The sequence below is a fragment of the Nonomuraea cavernae genome, from assembly GCF_040655715.1.
Classification (GTDB): domain Bacteria; phylum Actinomycetota; class Actinomycetes; order Streptosporangiales; family Streptosporangiaceae; genus Nonomuraea; species Nonomuraea cavernae_A.
This window is the reverse complement of the sequence record NZ_JBFAKL010000001.1, coordinates 126063-143241: the sequence shown is the minus strand read 5'-3', so window position 1 is coordinate 143241 and position 17179 is coordinate 126063. Positions and strand designations below refer to the sequence as shown.

General features: G+C 73.3%; 12 protein-coding genes. 5 read left to right on the top strand and 7 right to left on the bottom strand.

Annotation, left to right across the window (positions count from 1 at the left end; all coding sequences use genetic code 11):
- The gene (locus AB0I38_RS00685) at positions 1-1221 is read left to right on the top strand and encodes a sensor histidine kinase (protein WP_358459607.1); all 1221 of its coding nucleotides are present in this window, start codon (positions 1-3) and stop codon (positions 1219-1221) included.
- Positions 1218-1895: a response regulator transcription factor gene (locus AB0I38_RS00680; protein WP_358459604.1), complete on the top strand. Its 678-nt coding sequence runs from the start codon at positions 1218-1220 to the stop codon at positions 1893-1895. The genes AB0I38_RS00685 and AB0I38_RS00680 overlap by 4 nt, the downstream gene beginning before the upstream one ends.
- A gap of 38 nt (positions 1896-1933) precedes the next feature.
- Here the strand turns inward: AB0I38_RS00680 and AB0I38_RS00675 are convergent, their stop codons facing one another.
- Entirely contained in the window at positions 1934-4711 is a 2778-nt protein-coding gene (locus AB0I38_RS00675) for an ATP-binding protein (RefSeq protein ID WP_358459601.1), read from the bottom strand.
- A gap of 134 nt (positions 4712-4845) precedes the next feature.
- Here AB0I38_RS00675 and AB0I38_RS00670 point away from each other — a divergent pair, with 134 nt between their 5' ends.
- Positions 4846-5631, top strand: a complete 786-nt coding sequence (locus tag AB0I38_RS00670) for an alpha/beta fold hydrolase (RefSeq protein WP_358459598.1) — start codon at positions 4846-4848, stop codon at positions 5629-5631.
- The gene (locus AB0I38_RS00665; protein WP_358459595.1) at positions 5628-6170 is read left to right on the top strand and encodes a dihydrofolate reductase family protein; all 543 of its coding nucleotides are present in this window, start codon (positions 5628-5630) and stop codon (positions 6168-6170) included. The genes AB0I38_RS00670 and AB0I38_RS00665 overlap by 4 nt, the downstream gene beginning before the upstream one ends.
- Before the next feature lie 109 nt (positions 6171-6279).
- Here the strand turns inward: AB0I38_RS00665 and AB0I38_RS00660 are convergent, their stop codons facing one another.
- From AB0I38_RS00660 to AB0I38_RS00645, 4 genes are all read right to left on the bottom strand, one after another.
- Complete coding sequence (locus AB0I38_RS00660) at positions 6280-10365, bottom strand: S8 family serine peptidase (RefSeq protein ID WP_358459592.1); 4086 nt, start codon at positions 10363-10365, stop codon at positions 6280-6282.
- Between the two features lie 37 nt (positions 10366-10402).
- Positions 10403-10534: a hypothetical protein gene (locus AB0I38_RS00655; RefSeq protein WP_358459590.1), complete on the bottom strand. Its 132-nt coding sequence runs from the start codon at positions 10532-10534 to the stop codon at positions 10403-10405.
- Between the two features lie 32 nt (positions 10535-10566).
- Positions 10567-13470: a helix-turn-helix transcriptional regulator gene (locus tag AB0I38_RS00650; RefSeq protein ID WP_358459587.1), complete on the bottom strand. Its 2904-nt coding sequence runs from the start codon at positions 13468-13470 to the stop codon at positions 10567-10569.
- 76 nt (positions 13471-13546) lie between these two features.
- Positions 13547-13993 (bottom strand): TetR/AcrR family transcriptional regulator C-terminal domain-containing protein, encoded by a 447-nt coding sequence (locus AB0I38_RS00645; protein WP_358459584.1) that lies wholly within the window; start codon positions 13991-13993, stop codon positions 13547-13549.
- A gap of 4 nt (positions 13994-13997) precedes the next feature.
- On the opposite strand from AB0I38_RS00645, the gene AB0I38_RS00640 reads away from it, so the two are divergent.
- Complete coding sequence (locus AB0I38_RS00640) at positions 13998-15188, top strand: hypothetical protein (RefSeq protein ID WP_358459581.1); 1191 nt, start codon at positions 13998-14000, stop codon at positions 15186-15188.
- Positions 15189-15206: 18 nt separating this feature from the next.
- Here AB0I38_RS00640 and AB0I38_RS00635 read toward each other — a convergent pair whose 3' ends face one another.
- On the bottom strand, positions 15207-16493 hold the full coding sequence (locus AB0I38_RS00635) for an MFS transporter (RefSeq protein WP_358459578.1): 1287 nt from the start codon (positions 16491-16493) through the stop codon (positions 15207-15209).
- Positions 16490-17059 carry a helix-turn-helix domain-containing protein gene (locus AB0I38_RS00630; protein WP_358459575.1) on the bottom strand — a complete coding sequence of 190 codons (570 nt, stop codon included), beginning with the start codon at positions 17057-17059 and terminating at the stop codon, positions 16490-16492. The genes AB0I38_RS00635 and AB0I38_RS00630 overlap by 4 nt, the downstream gene beginning before the upstream one ends.
- Between the last annotated feature and the right edge of the window lie 120 nt (positions 17060-17179).

The following is a 17179-nucleotide window of genomic DNA, read 5'->3' as shown; positions in this document are numbered from 1 at the left end:
GTGCGGGGCGAACCGCCTGCCGGCCGTGAACTGGCGGTCGACACCGGCCTGGCCATGCTGGTGCTGGTCGTGGTCGGCACCGCCATCACGGCCGACGTCGGCAACGCGTCGGCCGGGCCGGGCGTCGCCGCGTACGCGTTCGGCGCGCTGCTCGCCGTCCCGATGTTCGCCCGCCGGCGCTGGCCGGTGGCGACGCTGCTGCTCACGGCCACGACCCTGATCGTCTACTACGGGCTGTCCTATCCGCCGATCGGGCTGGCCGCGCCGGCCGCCGCGGCTCTGTACTCGGCCGCGGAGCAGGGCGAACTGCGCTGGTCCGTAGGCACGGCCGGCGCCCTGCTCGTCATCTCGACCACCCAGCGGATCCTGGAGGGCGACGACCTGGCCTACCTGCTCGGCTTCGAGACCGGCACCACCACGGGCCTCATGGCCGCCGCGATCGCGCTGGGCGACAGCGTACGGGCCCGGCGCGGCTGGCGCGCCGAGCTGGACAGGCAGAGCCACGCCGCCCGGCTGGAACGCGAGCGCGAGTCGGCGCGGCGGGTGGAGCAGGAGCGCCTGCGGATCGCCAGGGACCTGCACGATCTGATGGCGCACACGGTGTCGGTGATCTCGCTGCACACGGACGTCGCAAGGGAGTCGCTGCGCGATGCCCCCGAGGTGGCCGAACGTTCGCTGGCCGCGGCCCGGTCGGCGTGCAGCGACGTCAGCCGTGAGCTGCGGCTGACCTTGGGGGCGCTGCGCGCGGGTGATCCCGACGACGGTCCGGCGCTGGGGCTGGACCGGCTGGACGGGCTCGTGGCGACGGCCGCCGCGGCGGGGCTCGACATCGACGTGCGCACCTCAGGCCGGCCGGTACGGCTGTCCGCGATCTCGGACGCGACGGCGTACCGGGTGGTGCAGGAGTCCTTGAGCAACGTCCTGCGGCACGCCGACGCCCGGACGGTGCGCGTCGACCTGGACTACGGCGCGGGCGAGCTGCTGCTCCGCGTCAGCGACGACGGCCGCGGCACCGGCACCGGCACCGGCACCGCCACCGCCACCGCCACCGACGCTGACGCTGACGCCGGCACCGGCGCCCACGGCGGCGGGTCGCGGGGCTGGGGGCTGACCGGGATGCGTGAGCGGCTGGCGCTGCTCGGCGGTGGCCTGCGCACGTCGTCGCCGGCGCACGGTGGATTCGTGGTGGAGGCGAGCGTCCCGCTGGAGGAGCACTCATGATCAAGGTCGTGATCGTCGATGACCAGCACCTGGTCAGAGAGGGGCTGCGGTTGCTGCTCGAACGCGCCGAGGACATCACCGTGGCCGGCGACGAGAGCGGCGCCGACAAGGGCGTCGAACTGGTCGCCCGCCTCCGTCCCGACGTGGTCCTCATGGACATTCGCATGCCCGGCGGGGACGGACTGGACGCCACCCGGCGGATCACGGCCGATCCGGCGCTGCGTCACGTTCAGGTCATCGTGCTCACCACCTTCGACACCGACGACCACATCCAGGAGGCGATCCGGGCCGGCGCCGCGGGCTTCCTGCTCAAGGACACCAGTCCCGAACGGATGCGCGAGGCGGTGCGGATCGTGGCCGGCGGCGACGCGCTGCTGTCACCCGCCGTCACCCGGCGCGTCATGCGGGCCGCCGCCACCGGTCCGAGCCCCTCGACGGCCGCGCGACTCGACTGCCTGACCGAACGCGAACGCGAGGTGCTGGCCGAGGTCGGCGCGGGCCGTACCAACGCCGAGATCGGCGAGCGGCTGTTCATCAGCCCGGCGACCGCCCGCACCCACGTGGGCCGCCTGCTGACCAAGCTCGGCGCCCGTGACCGCTCCCAGCTCGTCGTCCTGGCGTACGAGACGGGCCTGATCACGCCCGGCGCCGAGGAGCGGCATCGAGATCGGTAGGACCGGGCCGGCGATCCCCTGTGTGACGTGGGCGGAGCCTATCGGCAGGTGGTGGGCGAGGGCGTGGTCAGCGCGTCGAGGGCCGCTCTGCCCTCTTCCGCGCGGTGCGGGAGCAGCAGCAGGGTGTGGGCTCGTTCCAGCCGGGCGTCGATGCGCTCCCACTGGGCGACCGCGGCCGAGAGCGCGTCCTGGTCGGCACGCAGTCTGCCGGTGGCGCGGGCGAGGCAGGCGGTGGCCCAGTTGTTCTCCCCGGCCGCCAGGGTCGCCGCCGCCAGTCGTTCAGGCGCGTCCGGCAGCCCGGCGACCACGGCGAGTTCGGCCCCCGCCGCCCGCGCGTAGGCCTCGTAGCGTCCCATCGAGAAGTGGGCGAACGCCCGCTCGACCAGGCCGGCGGCGTCGCCCAGGTCGCCGGAGTGCACCGCGACCCTGGCGTCGACGAACGCGCCGAACGAGGCCAGGCAACTCCGCCCGGCCCGCGCCGAGTCCATCACCAAGCCCACTCTGGAGCGCCACAGGCGCGACCCGCTCTGATCGTCGAGCAGGCCGTTGGCCAGCGCGAGGGCCGACACCGAAGGCAGCAGCCATCCGGCCGCGGGCCGACCGGCCCGCTCCCAGCCGTCCCACATCCGCCTGCCGTAGCGCAGGGCCTCGAAGAGGTCGCCACCGAGGACGAGTGCGGGGATCAGCCTGCTGACCGAGATGTAGGGGTGATCGCCGACCAGGTCGTCGGCCAGCATGAGCCGACCGGCGGCGATCGCGGCGGGCAGATCCCCGGCGACGGTCGCGTCCGTACACGCCACGTGCAGGGTGTCGACGATCTCGATGGCCGCGCGGGGGTCGTCGCGGTCCATCTCTGACAGCAGGGCCAGCCGTTCGCGGGTCAGCCGCTGGGTCTCGCGGTGCCGGCCCGCCCGGCCCGCGGCGGTGCTCACCGCGTCCAGGGCTGCGCTGATCAGGACGGGATCGCCCGTCGCCCGCGCGGTCGCGAGGGCCGTGGCCGCCAGCGCCGGGTCCGGGTCGAACGCGGCGGGACGCTCGATCCAGGCGGACGCCGCGGCGAGGGCGGCCGCCACGACGGGATGGCCGGGATCACCGGCGTCGGCGGCTTCGGCGAGCAGGTGACCCATCCGTTCGGCGGGGATGTTCTCCGGGAAGGAGGCGAGGAATCTGCCGGCCGTCTCCACCGCGCGGGCCAGCGCGATCGCCCGCGCGTTGCCATCGCCCGCGGCGTGGGCCTGTTCGGCGGAGGCGAGGAGCAGGTCGAACACGTCCTGCCCGGAGATGGTGTCCAGTGAGCAGTCCGCCGCGCCGCGCAGGTCTTGGGCCGCCTCGGCGGGAGTGGGCGCCCGCTCGGCCGCCTGCCGGTAGTGGCCCTGGGCCTCGGCCAGGAAGCGGCGGGCGTAGGCGAGGTGGCCGAGAGCGCGGGCCAGGCGGTGGGCCGGGCCGCCCGATCCGGCCGGGGCGACGGCCAGTGCCGCCCGCAGATCGTCGGCGACCGCGTCGAAGTCCTGCCGCCAGTCCCTGACCGGCGAGGTCGTGGCGCCGGCGGACCGGGTGGTGTCCAGCCGCTCCTCAAGGCCGGTCGCGGTGTCCGCCGCCCAGCGCAGGTGACGCTCCCGGACGTCGTCGTGCTCGTCGCCTGACCGTAACCGTTCGCCGGCGAAGGCTCTGACGGTCTGCAGGAGTTGCCACCGGCTCGCCGGGCCGCGCCTGTGGACGACGAGGCTCTTGTCGACCAGGCGTCCGAGCACGTCGGTGACCGCGCCGGGACTCTCGCCGGCGGTGAGCGCGGTCGCGGCGGCCAGGTCGAAGCCGCCGCGGAACATCGACAGCCGCCGAAACAGCGCCTGCTCCTCCTCATCGAGCAGTTCGTAGCTCCAGCCGATCACCGCGCGCAGCGACCGATGCCGCTGGTCGGCCACCCGCCCGCCGCTGAGCAGCCGCAGGGTGTCGTCGAGGGCGGTCAGCAGGCCGGACGCCCCCAGGGAGGCGCTGCGCGCGGCGGCGAGTTCGATGGCGAGGGGCATGCCGTCGAGGCGGGCGCAGATCTCCGTCAGGAGCGCCGGGTCGGCGTCGAACTCGGGGTCGACCGCGGTGGCGCGGTCGACGAAGAGCGCTTCGGCGTCGGAGGACAGGGGCAGCGGGGCGAGCGGTACGGTTCGCTCTCCCGGCACGCCGAGGCGTTCGCGGCTCGTCACCAGGATCCTGACGCCGGGGCAGGCCGCCAGCAACCGCCCAGCGAACCCGGCGGCCGCGTCGAGCACGTGCTCGCAGTTGTCGAGGACCAGCAGCGCCCGATCGCGGCCCAGCCGCTCGACGACGGCGTCCTCCAGCGGCTCCCCGGCGCGCTCTGTCACGCCGAGCACCGTCGCCGCCGCCTGCGTGACGAAGCCGTCGCGCGCCGGGACCAGATCCACGAAAGCCCCGCCCATGGGGGAGGAGGAGCAGACGGCCGCCGCGAGGCGGGTCTTGCCGACCCCGCCCGGCCCCAGCAAGGTCACCAGCCTGGACGCGCCGAACGCCTCCAGCACGGCCTCCCGCTCCCGCTCGCGCCCGACGAACGAGGTCAGGGCGACCGGTAGCCCCGCCAGGCGCCCGTCCGGCGTGCCGTATCCGGCCTGATCGTGCTCTGCTCGTACGGCCAGCGCGGCCAGGGCCTGCCGGTCGGGCACGCCGTACTTGCGCAGCAGCGAGGAGACGTGGCTCTCGACGGTTCGGACGGAGATGTGCAGCCTGTTCGCGATCTGCGCGTTTGACAGTCGCGCCCCGACCGCCGCCAGTACCTCGGCCTCACGCTCGGATACTTTTGCGATCATCACGACATCATCACCGACGTACGGCGTCCGTGGACCTCTCCGTGGTGAATCCGTGGTGATCACGGATGCTCGGCCGGGGCCGTCCGGAGCACTCTGGTCACATCACGAAAGAGCGCGAACACGAAGGACACCTCATGAACAAGGTCATCTCGCAGGACGGCACCGCCATCGCCTTCGACCGGATCGGGCAGGGGCCGGCGGTCATCCTGATCGGCGCCGGCCCGACCGACCGGTCGGCGAACGCGCCCCTGGCCGAACTGCTGGCCAAGGATCTCACCGTCTACAACTACGACCGCCGGGGGCGCGGCGACAGCGGCGACACCGCCCCGTACGCGGTGGACCGCGAGTTCGAGGACATCGAGGCCATCATCGGCGAGGCCGGCGGGTCGGCGCACGTGTACGGCACCTCCGGCGGCGGCATGATCGCCCTGGAGGCCGCCGCCCGCGGGCTCGCCATCGGCAGGCTGGCGGTGTGGGAGGCGCCCTACATCCTGCCCGGCACCCGCCCTCCGGTGCCCGCCGACTACCGCGAGCAGCTGGTCGAACTGCTCGCCGCGGACCGCCGGGGTGACATGTGCGAGCTGTTCCTGACCGCCGCCGCCGGCCTGCCGGCCGAGTTCGTCACCCCGATGCGGGACTTCCCCGGCTGGTCGGCGATGGAGTCCGTGGCGCACACGCTCATCTACGACGCCACCATCACCGGCGACTTCTCCTTGCCCGCCGACCGGCTGGCGGGCGTCGCGGTGCCGGCCCTGGTCATCGACGGTGAAACGATCCCCTGGATGAGCAGTGCGGCGCGGGCTGTCGCCGAGGCACTGCCCGACGCACGACGGGTCAGCCTGACCGGCCAGCCCCACAACGTGGCCCCCGAGGCCATCGCCCCCGTGCTGGCCGAGTTCTTCACGCGGGACGCGGCATGAGCAAGATCGTCTCGCAGCTCTTCGTGTCGGTGGACGGCGTCGTGGAGGCGCCCGAGCGGTGGCACTTTCCCTACCACGACGACCAGATGGCGGCTGCGGTCGCCGAACAGCTCGACGGGGCCGACACGCTCTTGCTGGGGCGCAGAACCTATGAGGTGTTCGCCTCCTCCTGGCCCGGCAGGGGCGGCGAGGTGCCGTTCGCCGACCGGATCAACTCGATGCGCAAGCTGGTGGCCTCGACGACCCTGACGTCACCGGAGTGGCACAACTCGACCGTGATCCGGGGAGAGGTGTCCGCCGAGCTGGCCGCGCTCAAGCGGGACCGGGACGGGCACATCACCGTCAGCGGCAGCCTCACCCTGGTGCGGTCACTGCTGCGCGACGACGTGCTCGACGAACTCCAGTTGCTGGTCCACCCGATCGTGGTGGGCGGCGGGGAGCGGCTCTTCCCGCACGACGGTGACCGGATGCCGCTGCGACTGGTCCACTCCGCGACCTTCTCCAGCGGGGTTCTGCAGCTGACCTACCGGCGGGCCTGACGCCGGCGACCAGGTGTCGACGGGAGCTGACGCCCAGCGCCCGCGGCTCGTTCCTGGATGACGACACGTGAACCCCGGGCCACCCTCGTGGCCCGGGGTCACGCGCGTGCTAGCGGAGGCCGAAGGCGCGGACGGTGGTCTGCTTGATGGTGTTGCCCGCCTTGTCCCAGGCCTCGACCTTGAGGGTCACGGCCCCCTTGGTGTGCTTGAGGGCGGGGTAGCGGGTGGTGGCGGTGTAGGTCCCGTCCTTGTCGCGCTTGACGGAGACGGAGGTGTAGGTGGCGCCGTCGTCGGTGCTGGCCCACAGCTTCAGGCCGGCGATGTCAGGCATCTTGGAGGGGGACGGGGAGTGGTAGGGGGAGACGGTGAAGGTGTGCTTACGGTCGGCGCGGACGGAGTTGCGGGCGTCCAGGGTGTCGCCGAGGTCGTAGCTGACGAACACGACCGGGGCGGGCTCGCACTGCTCCGCCGCGCCGTACAACGCTTGGAGGGAGCAGAAGGATCCCGGCAGGGGATCGGCCGTGACCGGGGTGGTGAAGGTCCACTCGGTGTCGTTCCGGTCGTTCTTGGCGGTCAGCCGGTAGCTGCCAGGGCCTTCGGGCAGGGTGAAGACCGGCAGGATGGTGGTGCCGCCGGCGCTGGTACGCGGGATCTCCTTGCCGTCCTGGTAGAGACGGACGTCGAAGCCCGGCTTGGTCAGGTCGTCCGTCGGCCAGTAGCCGCCGCTGTACTTCCTGGTGCCCGGCGAGCCGTAGCTGGGCTCGAACTCCGCCCACAGGCGGTCGCCCTGGACGCAGATCATGCACCGGAAGTACGAGCCGAGGTTCGCGCCCGGCTTGGCGAGCTTGTAGACCTTGTCCGAGCCGGTCGCGGTCCCGGGCGTGAACGGGGTGGTCAGCCAGGACTGCTGGGTGCGGACCGGCTTGTCGAACACCTCCAGAGCCCACTGCGGAACCCGGCTGTCAGCCGGTGCGCCGCTCATCTCCTCCATGCCGTGCGACCAGAGAATCCCGGAGTCGAGCGGTCCGACCCAGTCGCGGCGTTCCCGCAGGGTGAGCCGGGGGCCGCCCCACCCGGAGACCGATGTCGACATCGGCATGACGTCGTCGGGCTTCTGCGCGTACCGCCAGTCGTTGTAGCGCGCGGGGGCGACGGTGTGGGTGTCCACGTCGATCCGGGCCAGGTCGCGCTCGGCGAAGGTGTAGTGCAGCGAGCGGGGCACCCGGCCCTCTTCGTACGGGGCGAAGGTATAGGTGTAGGGCGACTCCTCCGTGCCGGTCACCCGGAGGATGACCCGCTTGCCGCCGGCGAGCCGGTCACGCAGTCCGAGCCCATCGCGGGAAGGCAGCGACACGGTGGGGACCCCGATGGGCTTGGCCTCGCCGCTGAACGGGGCCTGGGTGATGCTCAGCGGGATCGCGCAGCCGGTCCCGGGCTGCGGGAAGTACGCGATCCCGGCCGCGCCGGCGTCGCGGATCGGGCCGATCCGCTCGATCTGGGCTCCGCACATGGGTCCGGACAGGCCCGCTGACATCGGTGCTTCCATGAGGACGAGCTTGCCGCGCAGGTCGCGGCCCGCGATGTCCTCGGGCCTGCCTTCGCCGACGTCGACGACCTCCAGCTCGCGGGTGCCGGTGAACGGCCGGAAGTCGGGGAAGCCGTCGTACTGCTCGTGCACGCCGTAGGTGTTGAAGCCGTGCAGCGCGGAGACCGGGTGCAGGGTGAGCCCGTCCCGCCCGCGCATGCTCAGCTCGACCTCAGGCTTGCCGAGGGTGAAACGGGTGTGGAAGCGGAAGGCGCCCTTGGTGACCTTCTCCGTGGGCAGGGCCCACAGCCGGGACCAGGTGCGGGCGGGCCAGGTGAATCCCATGTAGGCGCCGCCGTTGGCCACGGTCCGCTGGTAGGCCACGTAGGGAACGTTGCTCAACGGTTCGGCTGGCTGCGGAGTGGTGAACCGGACCTCGGTCAGCTTGCGGGCGTCGAGCGTGATCTCGGTGTCCCCGGTGACGGTGAGCTCGGGCACGGACAGGAGCGCCAGGTTGTCCCGTTCGTCGTCGCCGACCCAGCTCAGCACCTGCGTCACGCTGATGACGCCCTGCGGGACGCGGGTGACCGTGGTCCCCTCGGCGGTCAGGGCGACACCGCCGAGGACGCCCTTGTCGCCGGACACGTCGATGGTGTCCTGGGCCAGGGGGTCGCGTGGCTTGCCGTCCCGGCCCAGGGTGTGGACGGTGAGCGTGACCTTGGGCACCTCGCGCACCACGCCCACGGGGGTGCGCAGCTGGACGCCGTCGGCGGTCGCGGTGATGGCGCCGGTGTAGTTGTCCAGGTCGGCCAGGGTCTTGGGGTCGGCGGTGGCGGTGGCGGTCGCGGTGCCTCCGGCGGGCACGGTGAGCGTGGTCTCGGCGAGACTCAGCCCGTCCTTGACCGCGCTGCCGTCCGACCTGCTCAGGCCGGGGGTGAGCGTCAGGGTGACCGGCCGGCCGCCCAGGTTGCTGTAGGTCAGCTCCCTGGTCGCGGGCTCGGCGCCGCTCTCGATGGCGCCGAAGTCGATCCCCGCGGTGGTGGCGAAGACCTGCTGGGTGTACGCCCTGGTCACGTCGACGCGGCCGGAGCCCTGCTTGTACACGCTGAGCGCGTCGTCCTTGGCGGTCGACATGAGCGCGGCCTTGATCTGCGGGCCCGTCCAGTCCGGATACCGCTGCGCCATGATCGCGGCGGCTCCGGCGACGTGCGGGGTGGCCATCGAGGTGCCGTTCGCGGCTGTGTAGTGCTCGTTGACCGGGCTGCCCATCGAGGTGCCCGCGGCGCGGGCCGCGGCGATGGCCACGCCCGGGGCGGCGATGTCCGGCTTGAGTCCGCCGCCGATCCGCGGTCCCTGGCTGGAGAAGGTGGCCCACCCGTCGCTCTTGTCCACGGCGGCCACGGTCAGCGCGGCGTCGGCCGTGCCGGGGGTGGCGACGGTCTCGGCGCCCGCCGCGCCGGTGTTGCCCGCGGCGATCACGAACAGCGCGCCGGAGGACGCGCTGAGCGTGTTGACCGCCTGGCTCATCGGGTCGGTCCCGTCGGTGGCGTCACCACCGAGGCTCAGGCTGATCACCTTGGCGCCGGAGGCCGCGGCCCACTCCATGCCCTCGATGATTTCGGAGTCCAGGCCCTGCCCCTCGTCGGACAGCACCTTGCCGACGATCAGCCGGGCGCCGGGCGCGACGCCCTTGTGCCTGCCGTCCGAGGCCTCGCCGGAGCCGGCGATGGTCGAGGCGACGTGCGTGCCGTGGCCGTGGCCGTCCCGCACCTCCTGGCCGGGAATGAAGGACCTGCTGTCGGCGATCCGGTCGGCCAGGTCGGGGTGCTCGGCGTCGACGCCGGTGTCCAGGACGGCGACCTGCACGCCGGCGCCGTCGTGGCCGCCTGCCCACGCCTGCGGCGCGCCGATCATCGGGACGCTCTCGGCGAGGTCGGCCTTGACCTTGCGGTCCAGCCACACCTTGGCGATGTCGCCGCGCAGCGTGTCCGGCACGTTGGCCGGCCCGGCGAGCCCGTTCGCGCCCTTGCTGTCGGGTACGGCCCGCACCGCGCTCCAGAACGCGCTCGCCTCGGCCTTGGTGACCTGGAGCGCGGAGGCGTGGACGCTCTCCAGGGTGAGCACGGGCTCGCTGGCCGGGATGGCCTTGGCGGCCGAGGCGACGGCCTTGTCCGTGTGCTGCGGCGGGTACTGCACGATGACGGGCAGTTGCCTGGTCTTGTCGTCGGTGTAGCCGTTCTCGGCCAGGTAGGTGACGTTGAACAGCTCCCGGTCCAGGCGGCCGGCGTTGATGGCGGGCAGGGCGTCGCTGGGGGTGACGTACACGCCCTTCGGGGTGGCCAGCGTGGACAGGTGGGCGCTGGTGCCGTCGGGGCGGACGCCCGCCTCGGGGCGCACGGCGTACTTGCCGCCGCCGGCGTCGCTGAGCCGTACCCGGTCACCGGTGATCAGGGTGACCGTGCGGTCACCCGTGCCCAACCCGGTCAGCGCGATCGGATCGGTGACCTGGCCGGGTGTCGCGGTGCTGGGCGCGGGCTCCGGCTCCTGGGCCGCGGCCGACGCGCTGGGCACCGCGAGGACGCCCAGCAGCAGGGCCGAGCCCGCGAGGAGCGCGCCTTTACGGCCTAGCCGGAAAGAGGGGGGATCATGCGGGGATCTGCGTGGGGACATGCGGGACTTGCCCTTTCGGGGTGCGGTGGGGGGAGGATCAGACCGGCTCGAAGCCCTCGGGGGCGTCGTCGAGTGGTTCGATCACCGGCTTGTCCGGCGGGGCCGCCGGTCCCTTCTCATCGGCGTCGGCGTCGGCCGGGTCGCCATCTGTGAGGTCGGTTTCGGACATGCCATCAGCGTCGTCCGTACGGCCCATGGGGACTATGGGTAGGACACCCCATTCGCGCCGGGCGGGGCACTACGGGGGTGCTCGACCCCGAGGCGCGCGCCGAGGGCGACCCGGGAGCGCAGGCCGAGCTTGCGCAGCGCGGCGCCGAGGTGCTTCTCCACCGTTCTGGGTGAGACGAACAGCTGCCGACCGATCTCCCGGTTGGTCAGCCCGGCGGCGGCCATCTCGGCGATCTCCCGCTCCCGGGGCGACAGGTCCGCGCCGTAGCCCTGCGGGCCGCCGGGGTAGCGGCCCCTCACCGTCACCCCGTGCCTGCGGGCCAGTTGCGCGGCGCGGTCCAGGTCCCACCGGGCGGCCAGGTCGCGGAACGCCGTGATCGCCGCCCGCAGCGGCTCCTCGCCGCGCGGGTCGCCGGCCGCGAACAGCCGTCCCGCCGCCAGCTCGCGGGCCTGGGCCGCCTCGTACGGGGCCCCCAGCAGGTCGTAGCCGGACGCGGCGGTGAGAAAGCGGTCCGCGGCGTCCGCGGCCTCAGGGGTGAGATGCCCGCGCGCGTGCGCCAGCGCGGCCGCGGCCACGGGCGCGTCCAGGCCGTCGAGCCGCACGGACAGCCGGTCCACCAGAGCGGCCGCCTCGTCCTGCCTGCCCGTCGCCACCAGCGCCTCGGCCAGCGCGGGCAGCGCGCGTACCGCCAGCGGCCAGAGCCCTTTGATGTCCCACACGGCGACCGCGGCCCCGGCCGCCGCGAGCGCGGCCTCGGTCTCACCACTCGCGGCGGACAGCCGCAGGAACCCGGTGACCGACAGCGGAAGCAGCTCGTAGCTGCCCAGGTCCAGCGCACGACCCGCGACGTCGGGCAGCTCGCGCCTGGCCGTGTCGAGATCGCCGCGCGCGAGGGCCAGGCAGGCGGACACCGTCTCGGCGGACAGCCGGTCGAACGGGCGCCCGCCGTACTCGTCGAGCAGCAGCGCGGTCTCCTGCTCCAAGCCGTCCCAGCCGCCGCGGCAGCAGGCCAGCAGCAGCGCGACCAGCCGGCAGCGGGCCAGCGGCTCGCGCGACGACTCCTCGTCCTCCGCGCCCCGCATCGCGGCGGTCAGCAACTGCTCGGCGGCCACGTAGTTGCCCGCGAGGCAGGCGTTCTCCGCGATGGACCGGTAGGCGCCCACCTCCTGGCGGTGCCGCGGCCGCCCGCCGCTCCTGCGGCGCACCTCCTCGGTCAGCTCCACCCAGCGCGGATCGCCGTAACCCGCCAGGGAGGTCGCGATCTTGCCGAGGACGAAGACCTCCTCGATCGGGTCGTCCATGGTGGGCACCGCGTCCAGGGCCCGGTCGAGCCAGACGAGGTGCTCGGCCAGCGGCACGCTCGCGTCGATCGGCCGGCCCAGCGACGCCATCACCCACACCGCGAGCGCGGGAAGGTCGCCCAGGTCGTCGACGGCCGCGGCGAGGGCGCGGCGCTGTACGCCGGAGTCCTCGCCGAGCCGCTCCTGGAGCAGGCCGATCAGGAAGTGCAGCTGGCCGCGTAACGGCCCGGGCTGCTCCGACTCCAGCGCCCGCGACAGCAGGTCGATCACCGCGGGCGGGCGCAGCACCTGCGCGGCGGCCCAGCCGAGCCGAACCGCCAGCAGACCACGGCGCTCCGGCGCGAGCGGCGCCTCGCGCAGCACATCCTCCAGGATCCGGACGGCCTCGGCGTCGTCACCGAGCTGCGAGGCCTGCTCGGCCGCCCGGTCGGCGGCCTCCACCCAGTCCGTCAGCCGACCGGCCTGGCGCAGGTGGTGGGCCTCCTGGCCGAGTGGCACCGGCTCCACCGCCCGTACGGCCAGGGTCGCGCGAGCGTGGAGCTCCTGCCGGCGCCCGAGCGGGATCCCGCCGTACACCGCCTGAGCGGCCAGTACGTGCCGGAAGGCCACCGACCCCGCCTGCTCGGCCAGCAGGCCGGAGACCAGCAGCTCGTCGACCCCGGCCACGGTATCGGCCTTCGGCAGCTCGCTCACCTGGGCCAGCGCCTCCAGCCGCACCGGCACCTGGAGGACGGCCGCCGCCTCCGCCACGGCCCGCGCCGTCTCGGGCAACCGCGCCACCCGCTCCCGCACCGAGTCGCGCACCCCTGGCGGCACGTCGAGCTCGGCCACCGCCTTGCGCGCCCACCGCCCGCTGCGCAGCCTGATCAACGCGCCCCGCTGACGCAGCAGCGCCATCAGCTCCTGTACGGCGAGCGGCAGCCCCGACGACAGCTCGTGCAGGTGCGCCCCGAAGTCCGCGGTCACGCCCGCCTCGCCGAGGATCGCGGCCGCGAGCTCGCCGGTCTGCCCCACGTCCAGGGGCCTCAGCAGGATGTACTCGTGGAGGACGGCGTCCGCCGGGCGCCCCGTCGCCTCCCGGACCAGCGCGCCGGCCTCCTCGCCGCGGTAGGTGAGCACCACCGACGTCCGGGCCGGTAGGACCGCGAGCGCGTAGGCGAGGAACTCGACGGTCTGCTCGTCGGCCCAGTGCAGGTCCTCCACGACCAGCACCACCGGGCCGAGCGCTCCCAGCACCTCGATGAGACCGCGAAACAGCCGGTGGCGCTCGGCCGCCCGGTCGTCCAGCGGCTCCAGCGCGGGCGGCAGCACGGACGCCAGCTCCGGCAGCAGCCCGCGCAGCGCGCCCGCCACCGGCGACAACTTGGCCCGCACCAGCAGGTCGTGCGTGCCGCGGAGCGCCTCCACCAGGGGGCCCAGCGGGAACGGCTCCCTGATCCGCCGCGCGCCTCCGCTGAGCAGCGGCCGGTCCGCCAACTCGGGGCGCGCCGCCATCTCCGCCAGCAGCCTGCTCTTCCCGATGCCGGCCTCGCCCTCCAGCACCACGACGGCGGGCGGCCGGCTCACAGCGGCGACCAGGCGGTCCAGCTCCTCTTCGCGCCCGACCAGGACCGGAGAGATCGCCCGTTCCGCCATCTGGTCCGCCTCCCTCTCCTGGTTCAGGGCTCCACAAGATGGACTCGGAGCCCTGAACCACCGCAGTCGCGATCATTCATACAGCAAGCGCGTCAGATGGGAGAGAACAGGCCCGGATGACCGCGTGGGCGGCGGTGAGGAGGCAGGCGAAGTCCGTGTCTCGTACGTCTTGGGCGTGGTGGTCGAAGCGGCCCGCGGCTTCGCTCGCGGCGAATCCCAGCACGGCGGTACTGATGAGGCGTTCGGCGCGGGCGGCCTGTTCGGCGTCCAGCCCGGCCTGGCGCAGGGCGGCGCATACGCCGTCGCGTACCTGGCGGGCGTGCTCGGTCGTCGCGGGCCGCTGCAGCAGGAGCGGGAAGACGGCGGGGTGGCGGGCGGCCGTGCTCCTGAGGGCGGTGGCCAGGTGTTTCAGCCGGTCCTGCCACGGCAGGCCGGCGGCCGGTGGCGGCACCTCGGTGAGCAGGGCCTCCACCAGCCCGTCGAGCAGGTCGTCCTTGCCCGCGACGTGCCGGTAGAGGGCCATCGGGGTGACGTCGAGGCGCTCGGCGGGGCTGACCTCGCGTCAGTGCGCCACGCTGTTGTCGCGGGCCGGACACGTGGTCGAGGCGCTGTCCCCCGACCCGCTGTGCATCTGCGCCTTCACCCGGCACGTACGCCGGGTTCACCGCGTGCCCGCCTTCGGCCGCGATCCGTTCGGCTGGCTGGAGGCGGCCCTGGCCGTCTACGCGGCCGGCGCCTTCGACGTGCTGTTGCCGACCCAGGAGCAGGTGGCGGTGCTGTCGCGGGCCACGGACCGGTTACGGGAGCGGAAGGTGGCCACCGCGGTGCCGCCCTTCGCCGCGCTGGCCATGGTGCAGGACAAGGTGTCGGCCTTCGCCACGCTGGACAGGCTCGGGCTGCCGCAGCCGCGGTCCGCGGTCATCACCGGCGCGCGGGAGTGGGCGGCGTGGGACGCCTTTCCCGCCTACCTCAAGCAGCCGATCGGCACCGCCACCAGCGGCGTACGGCGCCTGGCCCGGCGCGCCGACCTGAGTGATCCCGTCTGGTCGGCCGGGGAGCCGCTGCTCGTGCAGCGCGAGGTGCCCGGGCCGCTGGTGATGGTGCAGTCGGTGTTCGCGGCAGGCGAGCTGGTCGCCTTCCACGCCTGTGTCCGGACCGGTGAAGGGGCTCGGGGCGGCGCCAGCCGCAAGCGAGGCATCGCGTTGCCCGCCGTACGTCAGCACCTGGCGAAGCTGGGAAGTGAGCTTCGGTGGCACGGCGCGCTGTCGGCGGACGTCATCCTCGGCGAGAAGGGACCGGTGTTCATCGACCTCAACCCGCGGCTGGTCGAGCCGGTGAACGCCTTGCTGTCCGGGGTGGATCTCATAACGCCGCTGCTCGACCTCGCACGTGACCGCACGCCCACCCCGCAGCCCTCCGCGAACCCTGACGTGGCCACCCATCAGCTGCTGCTGGCCGTTCTGGGCGCGGCTCAGCGTTCCGGGCGGCGCAGGGCGGTGCTGGGCGAACTCACGTCCGCCGCACTGCGCCGGCGTGACTACGCGGGCAGCAGGGAGGAGCTCATGCCGGGGTTCGATCCGCGCGGCACACTGCTGCTCGCGCTCGCCGCGGGCGCCACGCTCGCGCGCCCGGACGCCTGGCGGTGGTTCGCCTCAGGCAGCGTGGCCGCGTACGCGCTCAGCCCGCAAGGATGGCGGCACCTCGTGGACGCGTCATAGTGCGCGCCCCCTCGACCGTCAGCCCTTGGCGGGCGGCTCCATCTGTCCTGACGGCAGATCCCGCAGCCGGCGCAGCGGCGTGGCCAGCAGGATCAGCCCGCTGAGGGCGAAGACGCCCAGCATGATCCACAGTGCGCCCCTGACGCTGAACGCGACGGCCAGTGTCCCCGCCACCAGGGCGCCCAGCGGCATCGCGCCGTAGTTGACCACCTGGCTGCTGGTGCTCACTCTCCCCATGAGGGTCGTGGGCACGTAGCCCTGTACGAACCCCGAGAAGATCACGTTCCCCGCGACGATACCGGCGATGATCACGATGCCGGCGATGACGAACGGCACCAGCATCACCCCTTGATCGGCGCACGCGATGAACAGGCCGACCGGGGCCAGCCCGGCCTTGCCGATCAGGACGGCACGGGCACTGCCCACCCGCGCCGCCAGCGGGCGCGCCGCGAAGGCGCCGATGACGCCACCCAGGCTGGTCGCGGCGATCAGCCCGCCGGTCGTCCCCGGGCTCAGCCCGACGTCGCCGACCAGGAAGACGACGAGGAGGGACGCGTAGCCGGTCAGCGCAAAGTTGGCGACGCACCCGTAGAGCATGTTGCCGCGCAGCAGCGGGTCGGCCACGACCGTCCGCAGCCCCTCCCGGATCTCGCTGCGCAGCCGTCGCCGCGGGGCCCGCTCGATGACCTCCCGGTGCCTGATGCGCTGCAGGGAGAGGGCGGAGACGGCGAAACTCGCGGCGTCCACCAGGAGCCCGCCGACGGCCGAGAACACCTGCGCGAGCACTCCGGCCACGCCCGGCCCCGCCAGGTTGGCCACCTGCTCGCTGCCCTGCAGCTTGGCGTTGGCCTCCAGCAGATCCTTGCCCGGGACCAGGGAGGGCAGGTACGCGCGGTAGGCGGTCGCGAAGAACACCTTCGCCGTGCCCGCGACCAGGGCGACCACGATGAGCTGGACGGTGGTCAGCATGCCCAGGACGGCCGTGACCGGCACGCTGAGAAAGGCGGCCATCGACACGTAGTCGGCCACCAGCATCACCGTGCGCCGCGAGAGCCGGTCCACCCAGGCGCCCGCGGGCAAGCCGATGACCAGCCACGGCAGCCACGTGGCCGCCGTGAGCACACTGACCGTGAACGCGGAGGCGTGTAACACGGTCACCGCGACCAGCGGGAGGGCGACGCCGGTGACCGCGCTGCCCAGGCTGCTGGCGCTCTCGCCGATCCAGAGCAGCCGGAAGTCACGCTCGCGGAGCAGACCGAACCGGGGCGGCCGGGTGGCAGGGGTGGCGCGGGTGGTGGTGGTCATAGCCGGCCCGGCACCGCCCGGGCGAAGGCGAACACGGACTCGCGCTCTCTTCCGTCGTCGGGCAGGTCGCGGTCGGCCCATCGGGTCATCACAGCGATGATCTCGGCGGCGAACTCGGCCAGTTCGTCGTCGGTCACGTGGAGCCAGGTCTCGGTGGAGAAGGGACCGTGCGGCCAGCGTTCCTGGACGGATTGTGGCTGGTCCGCCCAGCGGCGGACGTGGCCGGTCTGCCGCTCCAGGTTCATCGATTCGAGAGCTCGGGCGATCGCCTCGCCGGCGGCGTCGTGGATGAAGTCGTTGGACGACCAGCGCAGCTTCTGCGAGGTGCGGCGCCACCATCGCTCGCGCCGGTCCTGAGCCAGCTCCGGCGCCTCCTCGATGAGGCCGGCCCCGGCCAGCGCGCGCAGGTGATGGCTGATGTTGCCCACCGCTTCCCCGGTGTGCTGGGACAACGTGCTCGCGGTGGCAGGCCCGTTGACCTTCAGCAGGTCGAGCAGGCGGCGGCGCAACGGGTGCGCCATGGCGGCGAGCACCTGCGAATCGGTGATCGACGAATGATCAGACATGGCAGACACCCTAAATCCACAAGAGTCCTTGTGCAACGACTCTTGTGGATTTTCGCCGCCGAACCGCACCCCGCCGCCACCTGTCGCGCCGCCCCTCCTCAAGAGGTACGGGGCCCTCGA

Bases quoted from the DNA above. Each gene is read 5' to 3' on its own strand.
- AB0I38_RS00680 (WP_358459604.1), top strand. From the start codon at position 1,218: ATGATCAAGGTCGTGATCGTCGATGACCAGCACCTGGTCAGAGAGGGG.
- AB0I38_RS00675 (WP_358459601.1), bottom strand. From the start codon at position 4,711: ATGATCGCAAAAGTATCCGAGCGTGAGGCCGAGGTACTGGCGGCGGTC.
- AB0I38_RS00670 (WP_358459598.1), top strand. From the start codon at position 4,846: ATGAACAAGGTCATCTCGCAGGACGGCACCGCCATCGCCTTCGACCGG.
- AB0I38_RS00665 (WP_358459595.1), top strand. From the start codon at position 5,628: ATGAGCAAGATCGTCTCGCAGCTCTTCGTGTCGGTGGACGGCGTCGTG.
- AB0I38_RS00660 (WP_358459592.1), bottom strand. From the start codon at position 10,365: ATGTCCCCACGCAGATCCCCGCATGATCCCCCCTCTTTCCGGCTAGGC.
- AB0I38_RS00655 (WP_358459590.1), bottom strand. From the start codon at position 10,534: ATGTCCGAAACCGACCTCACAGATGGCGACCCGGCCGACGCCGACGCC.
- AB0I38_RS00650 (WP_358459587.1), bottom strand. From the start codon at position 13,470: ATGGCGGAACGGGCGATCTCTCCGGTCCTGGTCGGGCGCGAAGAGGAG.
- AB0I38_RS00645 (WP_358459584.1), bottom strand. From the start codon at position 13,993: ATGGCCCTCTACCGGCACGTCGCGGGCAAGGACGACCTGCTCGACGGG.
- AB0I38_RS00635 (WP_358459578.1), bottom strand. From the start codon at position 16,493: ATGACCACCACCACCCGCGCCACCCCTGCCACCCGGCCGCCCCGGTTC.
- AB0I38_RS00630 (WP_358459575.1), bottom strand. From the start codon at position 17,059: ATGTCTGATCATTCGTCGATCACCGATTCGCAGGTGCTCGCCGCCATG.